The sequence below is a fragment of the Acinetobacter sp. RRD8 genome (genome assembly GCF_031844225.1).
In the GTDB taxonomy this organism is placed as follows: domain Bacteria; phylum Pseudomonadota; class Gammaproteobacteria; order Pseudomonadales; family Moraxellaceae; genus Acinetobacter.
On sequence record NZ_JAUZUU010000005.1, the window covers coordinates 89,699 to 102,114 of the forward strand.

At 45.8% G+C, this 12,416-nt stretch carries 9 protein-coding genes; 3 read left to right on the forward strand and 6 right to left on the reverse strand.

Annotation, left to right across the window (positions count from 1 at the left end):
• Positions 1-4 precede the first annotated feature (4 nt).
• The 6 genes from Q9R24_RS07250 to Q9R24_RS07275 all read right to left on the reverse strand — a co-directional run bounded on the left by Q9R24_RS07250 (position 5) and on the right by Q9R24_RS07275 (position 8,307).
• A complete protein-coding gene (locus tag Q9R24_RS07250) occupies positions 5-1,981 on the reverse strand; it encodes a MacB family efflux pump subunit (RefSeq protein WP_311204267.1) in 1,977 nt (658 codons plus the stop codon).
• Positions 1,982-1,983: 2 nt separating this feature from the next.
• On the reverse strand, positions 1,984-3,345 hold the full coding sequence (locus Q9R24_RS07255; RefSeq protein WP_004733071.1) for a MacA family efflux pump subunit: 1,362 nt from the start codon (positions 3,343-3,345) through the stop codon (positions 1,984-1,986).
• 124 nt (positions 3,346-3,469) lie between these two features.
• On the reverse strand, positions 3,470-4,456 hold the full coding sequence (gene holA, locus Q9R24_RS07260) for a DNA polymerase III subunit delta (protein WP_311204268.1): 987 nt from the start codon (positions 4,454-4,456) through the stop codon (positions 3,470-3,472).
• A 9-nt stretch (positions 4,457-4,465) separates the two neighbouring features.
• Positions 4,466-4,999 (reverse strand): hypothetical protein, encoded by a 534-nt coding sequence (locus tag Q9R24_RS07265; protein ID WP_005103222.1) that lies wholly within the window; start codon positions 4,997-4,999, stop codon positions 4,466-4,468.
• Positions 5,000-5,206: 207 nt separating this feature from the next.
• Entirely contained in the window at positions 5,207-7,828 is a 2,622-nt protein-coding gene (leuS, locus tag Q9R24_RS07270) for a leucine--tRNA ligase (protein WP_253147700.1), read from the reverse strand.
• Between the two features lie 125 nt (positions 7,829-7,953).
• Entirely contained in the window at positions 7,954-8,307 is a 354-nt protein-coding gene (locus Q9R24_RS07275) for a DUF4124 domain-containing protein (protein ID WP_219308419.1), read from the reverse strand.
• Between the two features lie 687 nt (positions 8,308-8,994).
• Here Q9R24_RS07275 and Q9R24_RS07280 point away from each other — a divergent pair.
• From Q9R24_RS07280 to ilvC, 3 genes are all read left to right on the forward strand, one after another.
• Positions 8,995-10,722 (forward strand): acetolactate synthase 3 large subunit, encoded by a 1,728-nt coding sequence (locus Q9R24_RS07280; protein WP_004278370.1) that lies wholly within the window; start codon positions 8,995-8,997, stop codon positions 10,720-10,722.
• Positions 10,719-11,210 (forward strand): acetolactate synthase small subunit, encoded by a 492-nt coding sequence (gene ilvN, locus Q9R24_RS07285; RefSeq protein ID WP_004278369.1) that lies wholly within the window; start codon positions 10,719-10,721, stop codon positions 11,208-11,210. Before Q9R24_RS07280 ends, ilvN begins: the two co-directional genes overlap by 4 nt.
• A 106-nt stretch (positions 11,211-11,316) precedes the next feature.
• On the forward strand, positions 11,317-12,333 hold the full coding sequence (gene ilvC, locus Q9R24_RS07290; RefSeq protein WP_004278368.1) for a ketol-acid reductoisomerase: 1,017 nt from the start codon (positions 11,317-11,319) through the stop codon (positions 12,331-12,333).
• Positions 12,334-12,416: the final 83 nt, after the last annotated feature.

Here is a 12,416-nt window from a genome sequence, read left to right on the forward strand (position 1 = left end):
TTCCTTATTCGCGAGAGAGCGCATCGACTGGATTCAGACGAGCAGCGTTACGTGCCGGGATAAAGCCAAACACCATCCCGATCAGGCTTGAGCAGACAAAGGCCGCTACAATCGAAGTGGTTGAATACGCCATCTGGAAAGTACCGCCGGCAAAATGGGTAATTAATTGGCCAATCCCGAGGGAAAGCAGCACACCCAAAATACCACCCAAGATACAGACCAGAACGGCTTCAATCAGGAATTGCTGCAAAATATCACTTTGACGGGCACCCACCGCCATACGCACACCAATTTCCTGAGTACGTTCGGTTACCGATACCAGCATGATATTCATGACCCCAATTCCGCCGACCACCAGTGAAATTACCGCAATTGCTGAAATCAGCAGAGTCATGGTCGCCGTGGTTTGCTGAATGGTTTCACGAATACTGTCGGCATTCTGGGTAAACACATCCTGCGCGCCATGTCGCTGTACCAGCAGATTCAGAATCGCATTTTCAGCCGCCGCACTTGGGTATTCATCCTTAATCCGCACAATGATGCTGCGAACATTGGATTGACCCAGCATACGGCTCATCACGGTGGAATACGGCAGATAGACATTCAGGCTGTCATTATTGCCCATCATGCCTTTTTGCGCGTCAATCACCCCGATAATCCGGCTCGGTACGCTCCCGAGTAAAATCACCTGACCCACCGGATTGGTGCCATCCTTAAAGAAGGTATTTTTGGTATTGGTGTCAATGACGACATCTTGCGCCTGTTGCATGACACTACTGCGGTCAAAAGGCTGACCGGACTGGAACGTCATGCCACGTACATAGAAGAAATCCTCACTGACGCCGTTGACCGTGGTTGAAGCTTCGATTTCTTTATAACGGCCGGTGACACTGCTATTCACCGATGGGCTAACGCCATCGACATACGGTTGTTCAGCCAGCGCATCGGCATCGGCCGGAATCAGGGTTTTGGACTGTGAAGATCTGGAATTATCCCCAAAGCCTCGACCCTGAAATACGGTAATGGTATTGGTCCCCAGACTGCTGATATTTTCCAGAATCTGCTTTTGTGAGCCATTACCGAGTGCCACCACCGAGACCACCGAAGCAATACCGATAATGATTCCGAGCATGGTCAAGAAAGTCCGCATGCGATGTGCATTCATGGCCAGCAAGGCCATACGGAAAGCTTCACCGAGACGGTCAACTGCAGAACGCCATGAAGAAATCTTCTTTTGTTCACTGCGGATCAGCGGCTGTTTTTCCAGATGCTCTTCGACTTCAGGAACATTGGGCTGGTCGGAAATGATATTACCGTCTGAAATCTCGATAATCCGGGTCGCATTTTTCGCTACATTATGATCATGCGTGACCAGAATGATGGTATGACCTTTGGCATTCAGTTCACGCAAAATACGCATCACTTCAATACCGCTGTTCTTGTCCAATGCACCTGTCGGTTCATCGGCCAGAATCACGTCACCGCCATTCATTAGCGCACGGGCAATCGAAACCCGTTGCTGCTGACCACCAGAGAGCTGGCTCGGACGGTTCTGGGTTTTTTCACCCAGACCGAGATCAGTCAGAATCTTGACGGCTCGCGCATGCCGTTCAGATGAATCCGCACCGGCATAAATCGCAGGGACTTCGACATTGCCTGCTGCATTTAAATCGCCCAGCAGATGATAACGCTGAAAAATAAAGCCGAAATATTCACGGCGTAATTGCGCCAGTTCATCCGCTTCCAGTTCCCGAGTTTCACGGCCTTTGACCTTGTAGCTACCCGTGGTCGGTTTGTCCAGACAACCCAGAATGTTCATCAGGGTCGATTTACCGGAACCGGACTGACCGACAATCGCCACCAGTTCACCCGGATAAATCTCTAGATTCACCCCTTTTAAAATCTGGACAGTGCTTTCACCCGCAGGGAATTCACGAACCAGATTTTTCACCTCGAGGAGAGGCTGTTGTTGTGAATTCATGCTTACATTCTCATTGGGCCACGGCTATTGCCACCGCGTTTTGCTGCATCATTGGAGGTGTCAGAACCATCGGCAATCACCACCTGATCACCACGTTTTAAACCTTTCAGCACTTGCGCAGTCGCACGGTTATTCAAGCCGATTAATACAGGGGTTGGTTTCGCAGTACCATCGGCTTGCAAGACACGAACCATGCCACGTTGTGCTTTACCTTGCTCAATCAATGCAAGTTCTGCTTCAGACAGGTTTAGACGCGCTGGACGTTCACCGGCAGGGCGATTGCCTTGAGCCGATTCAGCTTCAGGACGTGATGCCGGACTGCCTTCACCGCGAGAACCCTCACCACGCGCTTCACCACGATTGGCACGTGGCGGACGGTTTGAACCTTGAATGGCTGCAGCAGGAATGGTCAGTACATTTTTGGCTTCATCCAGCACGATGTAAACTTGCGCCGTCATATCAATACGCAATTTTCCATCTTCATTCGGGACATCGAACAATGCGTTGTAATAAACCGCAGAACTTGAAGATGAGCTTGATGTATTGCTATCGGTATTAATTGAATTGGGTGCAGGCTCAACTTGACGCAGTTTGGCGTAAATCTTTTTCTCGTTATTGCCTAAGGTAGTGAAATAAACCGTTTGACCTTCTTCAACTTTCATGACATCTGCTTCAGAAATTTCAGCTTTAATGGTCATGGTGTCCAGTTTTGCCAGTTTCACAATAGTCGGCGCACTCTGGTTGGCGTTTACAGTCTGACCTTCTTCGGTCACAATCGCCACAATCGTGCCATCCATCGGTGCCACAATCTGGGTATAGCCAAGATCTTCTTTAGCTGTGGCCAGCGTCAAACGTGACTGTTCAATCTGCGCATTGATGGCGGTGATATCCGCTTGTGCTGTTTTATAGTTCGCAAATGCCGACTCCAGCTCTGAGCGAGAAGTGGCATCCTGTGCATACATGGCTTTCTGACGGTTGTATTCAGCTTCAACTTTGGCCAAATTCGCTTGTCTTACTGCAAGTTGTGCCATCTGATTTTTAATGCTGGCTTCAGCGGTTTTTAAATCATTTTCCTGACGAACGGAGTCAATCCGCGCAATCAGCTGACCTTGCTTGACCTGATCGCCCAGTTCTACATACATTTTTCTGACCTGACCCGAAACCTGCGCCCCCACGCTGACCATCTTGGTCGCTTCCAGAATACCAGTCGCCAGTACAGAGCTTTCGATATCGCCCTGGGTGACTTCAGCCGTAATATATTGCGGAGGCTGTTCTTTGGGTTTGAGGAAGTACCACCCCGCAGCGATGAGCGCAATGGCAATCACGGCGGCCATAATCAATTTCGTCGGTTTTATTTTTGGCATGATCAATATCGGTTCAAAATCAGAGAATTGTGAACGATTATAAAAGCGAAATTAGGATAAATCGTGTATTTTTTTAAACTAATAGGAATGATTATTATTTTATTTTTCGAATTTTGACAAAGACTTAGTGAAATAGGGGCTTGCCACAGATACTGGAAATCGCCTGTAGTACCAAATGCTCCGGATTTTCATGTTCGAGTCCTTTAATTGAGGCATCAATTCTTAATAATAACCCCGGCCAGGCCAGAAAAGTCTGTGGGCTGAGACGGCGCAAGGCTTGTTGATATAACCCGACTTTGGTTTTCCAGATCCCGATTTGCAAGGCATTTTGCGGTTGTTCAAACAGCTGCATCAACAGACGCATTTCCTTGCTGAGACTCCATAAAATCAGGCTCATCGGTTCACCTGAAACGACTAGATACTGAAAAATTTTGATCGACTGGGAAAGATTACCTTGTAGCAGGGCATCGCTCAAATCATAGGTGCTATAACGTGACTGATCTTGTAAACATGCATATAAATGATCAACCTGAATGATATCGACTTCAGCAAAGGTATCGCTAACCCGCATCAGGCTGTTCTTTGCTGCAAGCAGGTTGTGCTCATGATGTTGTTCCAGCCATTGCCAGGCATCATTGGCTAAACGAATGCCGAGTTTTTCAGCTTCAATACCCAGAATCTGCTGCCGGTCTTTTGGATAATTGGCCACCAGCGAAACATTCACACCATTGGCATCAATCAGCTGAAAGAAACTGGATTTCAGGCTATTACTATCTTGTTTGGGCATCACCACCAACAGCAGGTTTTGTTCATTATGCTGCAAATAGTTTTTCAGTAACTTGATTGCGCTGGCATCCGGTTTGATATTGCCATGTACTTCAATCGCCAACTGGGTTGAAAACAGCGACAAGCTGTTCAAGGCATTAAAGACGGTTTTCCAGTCGGCGACCGAACTAATGTCATAGCGTTGACGTTCAATGTCCTGCTTTTGCCAGCTGGCCCGAAAGGCATCAATTAAATTCTGTTCCAGCAAAGGCTCTTGACCATGCAAGACCCAAGCACCGCGAGCTTCATCGACACGTTTCAGGGCTTGCAGATAATCAAGTTTCATAAAGAGGTCTTATTGAGCAGGTTGCGCTGAGGTATTTTGTTTGGCTAAGGGTAAGCGGTTCGATGAAATCTGACGCGCGATCTGCTGCGCCACATCATCAATAATGACCTGATTCAGATATTTTTGTTCCTGGTCATCGGTGTTGACCGTTTCAATATCATATTGATACGTACGTGTTGCCACGACAGTGCGTGGTTCAGTGATCGGATTGCCTTGTGCATCTTCAATCCGGAAAGTCACGTTTAAACGTAACAAGGTTTCAACTAGTTTACCGTTCAGTTCCAGACGGCGAGGGGTGTAATCCAGGACACGTAACACATAAGCATTGGGTGCATTACTCAGCTGTACGCCTGCAGCACCGAGGTAAACTGCCAGTTTCTCTTGCAGTTCTTCAGTATTGGGCGGTAAAGACAGGCTCATGACAGAGTAAGCAACAGGGGCGGAGCTCGGATTGGTTCCTTTCAGATGAAAGCCACAGCCGACTAAGCCTGCACTCAGACCACAAGTTAAAACAATTGCTGCTAAATGTTTGCCCAAATGCATGTGTTGCCCTCTATGCTTCCCGAAGGGGAATATTTGAAATCCTGAACTGGATTGTAAAGTCAAAGCCCGTTGGCTGGCAACGGGCTTTGTTTGGGAATTGTGAAATCCTTCAGAAAGTTCCTTCTCCCTCTGGGAGAAGGTTAGGATGAGGGGTTATATATTTACCTCTCCCTAGCCCTCTCCTGAGAGGAGAGGGAACTTAAGGATTTAAACCACCAAATTCACTAATTTATTCGGTACCACAATTTCTTTCTTGGTTGGACCCGTCAAGAATTGCTGAACTTCAGGCAATGCTTTGGCTTGAGCCAAGATGTCATCTTTAGAGGCATCTACAGATACTTCTAACTTGCCACGAAGCTTACCGTTGACTTGAACCACGATGGTTTGCGTATTACGTGTCAGCGCAGATTCATCTACCGCAGGGAATAAAGTTGAATTCAATTCAATCCCAAATTCAGCCAATAAAGTCTGGCTTAAATGCGGTGCAAATGGTGCAAGTAAAGTTAACAGCGTGGTAATCGATTCACGTGCGACAGCAACGTCATTGTCATCTTGAGCTTCAAATTTGTTGTTAGCATTTAAAAGTTCCATCAATGCAGCAATGGCAGTGTTAAATGCATGACGACGTTCAATATCATCACCGACTTTTTGGATGGTTTCGTGTGTCTTACGACGCAAGTCTTGTGCAGCCGTAGACAGTGCCGCTTTGTCGATGTTTGATGCACCGTTACCTTTTTCAAGGAAGCCTGTTGCTAAACGCCATACACGTTTCAGGAAGCGGTTTGCACCCTCAACACCGGCATCAGACCATTCAAGTGATTGATCAGGTGGAGCCGCGAACATCATGAACACACGTGCCGTATCTGCGCCGTACTGGTCAATAATCGATTGCGGGTCGATACCGTTATTTTTCGATTTCGACATTTTTTCCTGACCACCAACGATAACGTCTTGGCCATCTTCTTTATATTTGGCAGAAAGCACACGGCCTTTTTCGTCTTTTTCAAGCTCGATATCTGCCGGATTAAACCAGGTTTTCTTACCTGAGTCTGCTTCACGATAGAAGGTATCTGCTAGCACCATCCCTTGCGTTAACAAGTTAGTGAATGGTTCATTGCCTTGTACCACGCCTTCATCACGCATCAATTTGTGGAAGAAGCGTGCATAAAGTAAGTGCAGAATCGCGTGTTCAACACCACCGATGTATTGGTTCACAGGAAGCCAGGTTTGACCTGCTTCAGGTTTCACCATGCCACCCGTAAAGTCTGGAGATGCATAACGTGCATAGTACCAAGACGATTCTACGAATGTATCAAGCGTATCTGTTTCACGACGTGCGTCGCCACCACAGCTTGGACAAGTCGTTTCATAGAACTCAGGCATTTTGTTCAGTGGGTTACCTGAACCATCTGGAACAACGTCAGTCGGAAGAACCACAGGAAGCTGCTCTTCAGGTACTGGCACTTGACCACATGATGGACAGTTAATCATTGGAATTGGACAACCCCAATAACGCTGACGGGAAACCCCCCAGTCACGTAGACGGAATTGAACTTTAGAACTTGCTAGGCCTGTTGGTTCTAATTTAGCAAGGAATGCATCGTATGCACCTTGGAAATCTAGACCGTCAAATTCGGCTGAATTGACCAGTTTACCTTCTTTCGAGCCATACCATTCTTGCCATTGAGTCGCATCAAAGTCAGCATCATCTGCGCCTTTAGCATCAATCACTTGCTTGATGGTCAAGCCATATTTATTGGCAAATTCGAAGTCACGTTCATCGTGTGATGGAACTGCCATCACTGCACCTGAACCATAAGACATCAATACATAGTTGGCGATCCAAACCGGAACTTCTTCGCCAGTCACAGGATGCTTCACAGAAAGACCGGTTGCCATGCCTTTCTTCTCGGCAGTCGCAAGATCCGCTTCTGCCACAGAACCCATACGGCATTCTTCAATGAATGCAGCCAATTCTGGGTTTGTTTCAGCCGCTTTCAGCGCCATCGGGTGTTCTGCTGCAACTGCAACATACGTTACGCCCATCAAGGTATCGGCACGGGTAGTAAATACCGTTAAACCATCTGCATACACGTCAGGATTTGCTGAAGGGAAAGTGATGTCCATCCCTTGTGAGCGGCCAATCCAGTTACGCTGCATGGTCAACACTTGTTGTGGCCAGCCATCTTTAAGCGTGTCTAAATCGTCAAGTAACTCTTGCGCATAATCAGTGATGCGGAAGTAGTACATTGGAATATCACGCTTTTCTACCAATGCACCTGAACGCCAGCCACGACCATTTTCAACCTGTTCGTTGGCAAGAACAGTCTGATCGACCGGATCCCAATTCACGGTTGAAAGCTTACGGTAGATCAAGCCTTTTTTATAAAGCTGAACAAATAGCCATTGTTCCCAACGATAGTATTCAGGGGTACAGGTCGCAAATTCACGATCCCAATCTACGGCTAGACCGAGTTTTTTCAACTGGTCACGCATGTAAGCAATATTTTCAAATGTCCATTTTGCCGGTGCAACCTGGTGTGCAATCGCTGCGTTTTCAGCAGGCAGACCGAAAGCATCCCAACCCATCGGTTGCAGGACAGTTTCACCTTTTAAGCGATGGAAACGGCTGATCACGTCACCAATCGTATAGTTACGCACATGACCCATATGCAGCTTGCCACTTGGGTAAGGGAACATCGAGAGAATATAACGACGTGGACCTTCTACTTTGTCGGCAACTTTAAAGGCTTTGCGAGATTCCCAATCCTGTTGGACTTGAGGCTCAATCGCACTGGCTTGATATTCGGAATCAATGTGAGTAGTCATAAACGTATCAGTGAATTACGGTGAAAAAAGTCTGTTGCACAGCATAGCGCAAAATGCACCTAAAAGTGAATTTTGCGCCGGCATTTCCCGAAGAAAAAACCTGCTGTTCTAGTAAGAGAGGTATCTTATAAAGCCACTGCACGATTTTTAGATTGCTGCAAGGCTTCGTTGGCTTCACGTTGTTGCTGGTCCTGATTCGCAGGAACTTGAGGGGCTTGTTGCTGTTGTTCTTGCGACGTGTTCTCGGTTTGAGCTTCAGTTTCAGCCGGTTTTGAGGATGCCGGTGCTGAATTTTTCCAGCCATAAGTATCCACTGTGGTGGCTTTTTTCGCAGATTTTGGCGGTGGGGTCTTGGTATAATGCGTGATACCTTTGGCATCGACCCATTTATAATACTGGATTGCTGACGCACTGGTGCTATAGATGCCCAGAGATATTGCGCAGCTTAGACTGAAGGCGGTTAAAAAAGATATTTTCATTGTTCTTGGGCCTCGGCTTGCTAGGCATGGAATACTGCAATGATTGTAGTGATATTTTCAGTAAAAGTGATGGATTTTTATCTGCTTTATTCGATGTTAATCGCTTAAACAAACCCACTCTAGCGTGTAAGAAATCAGAGATAAATCTTCGTATACAAAATTTATTGATAAACAATTTCCTTTCATTTAATAAAAATTCATTCATTTTTTTTATATAAGACATATTAAAAATTTATAAAATTAAACCATTAACTCTATGAATTTTATTGGATTAGATGAATAGACAAGACAGTCAATGCATGGCTATGAGCTGATATTGCTGTTAAAAACAGCAGATCTAGGCACTAGTAAGTATGGATTGTCTGTTTTTTAAACTTGACTTTAAAGCCTGAAAACACAAGAATGCTGCAATAGTTTTATATGCCTTAGATCGATCACCCTTCGACTAAGTGTCATTTCATGCAGTGGGCGATTTTTCTAGCCGAGAAATTGAACAAAGCTAAGCAAAATATGTTTATCCCAACATGTTTTAGATCCCGTATTGCTCGAACAGTGAAGAGATCAGATTTTTTTCCTATTGCTTTGAAAACTATGAAATTTGTGTGCTATAACAGTGCAGACAGTTAACAAACGAAACACTGCAAATGCCTCCCATTTGTGCAGTGAATAATATTAGGGTGAATCACGTTGGAACTTCTATCTGGTGGTGAAATGCTTGTTCGCGCATTAGCGGACGAAGGCGTTGAACATGTTTTTGGATACCCAGGCGGCGCAGTTCTTCATATTTATGATGCGCTATTTCAACAAGACAGAATCAATCATTATCTCGTACGTCACGAACAGGCTGCTGGTCACATGGCCGATGCTTACTCACGCGTGACAGGCAAGACCGGTGTTGTGCTGGTGACTTCAGGTCCGGGCGCAACCAACACGGTGACCCCAATTGCAACGGCCTATATGGACTCAATCCCGATGGTGATTTTGTCAGGTCAGGTTGCGAGTCATCTGATTGGTGAAGATGCATTTCAGGAAACCGATATGGTCGGTATTTCACGTCCTATCGTGAAACATAGCTTCCAGGTGCGTCATGCCAGCGAAATTCCTGCGATTATCAAGAAAGCCTTCTATATTGCGTCTTCAGGTCGTCCAGGTCCTGTAGTGATTGATATTCCAAAGGATGCGACCAATCCTGCAGAGAAATTTGCTTACGAATACCCAGAAAAAGTGAAGATGCGTTCGTATCAGCCACCGTTCCGTGGTCACTCAGGTCAAATTCGTAAAGCGATTGAAGAACTGATCCATGCTAAACGCCCAGTTATTTACTCAGGCGGTGGTGTGGTTCAAGGCAATGCTTCAGCACAGTTGACAGAGCTTGCGCATCTATTGGGTTATCCAGTGACCAATACCTTGATGGGTCTTGGCGCATTCCCGGGTGATGATGAACAGTTCATCGGTATGTTGGGTATGCACGGTACTTATGAAGCTAACATGACCATGCACAATGCAGATGTAATTCTGTGTGTGGGTGCGCGTTTCGATGACCGTGTGACCAACAATCCTGCAAAATTCTGTCCAAATGCTAAAGTCATTCATATAGATATCGACCCAGCGACAATCTCAAAAACCATTATGGCGCACATTCCAATTGTCGGTGCTGTAGAGCCTGTACTGAATGAGATGTTGAACCAGTTGAAACAGCTTAATGTTTCTAAGCCAAATCCTGAAGCGATTGCGGCATGGTGGAAACAGATCAATGAATGGCGCAAGGTTCATGGCGGTCGTTTTGAAGCGGGTGTTGATGGCGTGATGAAGCCACAACAAGTGGTTCAGGCATTGGATAAAGTGACCAATGGCGAAGCGATCATTACTTCTGATGTCGGTCAGCATCAGATGTTTGGTGCGATGTATTACAAATACAAACGTCCACGTCAATGGATCAACTCAGGTGGTCTAGGCACCATGGGTGTAGGCTTGCCGTATGCAATGGCTGCGAAGCTTGCATACCCGGAACAGCAAGTGGTGTGTATCACCGGTGAAGCATCGATTCAGATGTGTATCCAGGAACTGTCGACCTGTAAGCAATATGGCCTGAACGTCAAAATCCTGTGCCTGAATAACCAGTCTTTAGGGATGGTGAAGCAGTGGCAAGATATGAACTATGAAGGACGTCATTCAAGTTCTTATGTAGATTCATTGCCTGATTTTGCCAAACTGATGGAAGCCTATGGTCATGTCGGTATTCAGATTAATCATGCCGATGAACTAGAGTCGAAGCTTGCAGAAGCGATGGCAATTAACGACAAGTGCGTATTTATTAACGTTATGGTAGATCGTACCGAACACGTTTATCCGATGTTGATTGCGGGTCAATCGATGCAGGATATGTGGTTGGCTAAAGGGGAGCGCACGAAATGAGACATATTATCTCTGTACTCGTAGAAAACGAATCAGGCGCGCTTTCTCGTTTAGTGGGTTTGTTCTCACAGCGTGGCTACAACATCGAAACATTGAACGTTGCCCCGACTGAAGATCCAACACTTTCACGTTTGACATTGACCACTTATGGTGATGATCACAAGATTGAGCAAATTACCAAACAGCTTAACAAGCTGGTTGAAGTGGTGAAAGTGGTTGACCTGTCTGAAGGTGCACATATTGAGCGTGAATTGATGCTGATTAAAGTCAAAGCATTGGGTTCATCGCGTGACGAAATCAAACGTACGGCAGATATTTTCCGTGGTCAGATTGTCGATGTAACACCAACGACCTATACCATTCAAATCGCGGGTACCACTGAAAAAGTGGATGCGTTTATTGATGCACTTGCAGAACACACGATTTTAGAAGTGGTTCGTTCAGGTGTATCAGGTATCGCACGCGGCGAAAAAGTACTCACCATCTAAATTTTAAGTATTTCCTCATCTGAATAAGAAGAGGGTATCAGGCAATGTAAATTTAAGGGTCATTGCCTGATTTAACGGACAAACAAGCATTTAAGCGGAGACAGCAATGCAAATTTTTTACGATAAAGACTGTGACTTATCTATCATCCAATCTAAGAAAGTAGCGATCATTGGTTACGGTTCACAAGGCCACGCGCATGCGCTTAACCTGAAAGATTCTGGCGTTGACGTAACTGTAGGTTTACGTGCGAACTCTGCTTCTTGGAAGAAAGCTGAAAATTCAGGTCTTAAAGTTGCTGAAGTTCCTGCTGCTGTAGCACAAGCTGACGTAGTGATGATTTTGACTCCAGATGAGTTCCAATCTCAACTTTACCGTGACGTAATTGAGCCAAACATCAAGCAAGGCGCGACTTTAGCATTTGCTCATGGTTTCTCGATTCTTTATAACCAAGTTGTTCCACGTGCTGACTTAGACGTAATCATGGTTGCGCCTAAAGCTCCTGGTCACACAGTACGTTCTGAATACCAACGTGGTTCAGGTGTTCCTGATCTTATCGCGATTCACCAAGATGCTTCTGGTAATGCGCGTAACGTTGCTCTTTCTTACGCTTCAGGCGTAGGTGGCGGCCGTACAGGTATCATCGAAACTTCATTCCGTGAAGAAACTGAAACTGACCTTTTCGGTGAGCAAGCAGTTCTTTGTGGTGGTGCTGTTGAATTGGTTAAAATGGGCTTCGAAACTCTTGTTGAAGCGGGTTATGCTCCAGAAATGGCGTACTTCGAATGTCTACACGAACTTAAATTGATCGTTGACTTGATGTTCGAAGGCGGTATCGCGGACATGAACTACTCAGTGTCAAACAACGCTGAATACGGCGAATATGTAACGGGTACTGAAGTAATCAACGAACAGTCTCGTGAAGCAATGCGTAATGCGCTTAAACGTATTCAATCTGGCGAATACGCGAAGATGTTTATTCAAGAAGGTGCGTTGAACTACCCATCTATGACTGCTCGTCGTCGTCAAAATGCTGCTCATGGTATCGAAGTTACTGGTAACAAGTTACGTGCGATGATGCCTTGGATTCAAGCGAACAAAATTGTAGATAAAGAAAAGAACTAAGGTTTCGTGCCTTAAAAAGAGGAAAGCAGCGCTTGCCTCTTTTTTCGTACCTTGGATCCAAGCAAACAAAATCGTAGATAAAG

What these genes read in the sequence shown, in the direction of transcription:
- Q9R24_RS07250 (WP_311204267.1), bottom strand. Translation starts at nt 1,981, where the DNA reads ATGAATTCACAACAACAGCCTCTCCTCGAGGTGAAAAATCTGGTTCGT.
- holA (WP_311204268.1), bottom strand. Translation starts at nt 4,456, where the DNA reads ATGAAACTTGATTATCTGCAAGCCCTGAAACGTGTCGATGAAGCTCGC.
- ilvC (WP_004278368.1), top strand. Translation starts at nt 11,317, where the DNA reads ATGCAAATTTTTTACGATAAAGACTGTGACTTATCTATCATCCAATCT.
- Q9R24_RS07275 (WP_219308419.1), bottom strand. Translation starts at nt 8,307, where the DNA reads ATGAAAATATCTTTTTTAACCGCCTTCAGTCTAAGCTGCGCAATATCT.
- ilvN (WP_004278369.1), top strand. Translation starts at nt 10,719, where the DNA reads ATGAGACATATTATCTCTGTACTCGTAGAAAACGAATCAGGCGCGCTT.
- Q9R24_RS07255 (WP_004733071.1), bottom strand. Translation starts at nt 3,345, where the DNA reads ATGCCAAAAATAAAACCGACGAAATTGATTATGGCCGCCGTGATTGCC.
- Q9R24_RS07265 (WP_005103222.1), bottom strand. Translation starts at nt 4,999, where the DNA reads ATGCATTTGGGCAAACATTTAGCAGCAATTGTTTTAACTTGTGGTCTG.
- leuS (WP_253147700.1), bottom strand. Translation starts at nt 7,828, where the DNA reads ATGACTACTCACATTGATTCCGAATATCAAGCCAGTGCGATTGAGCCT.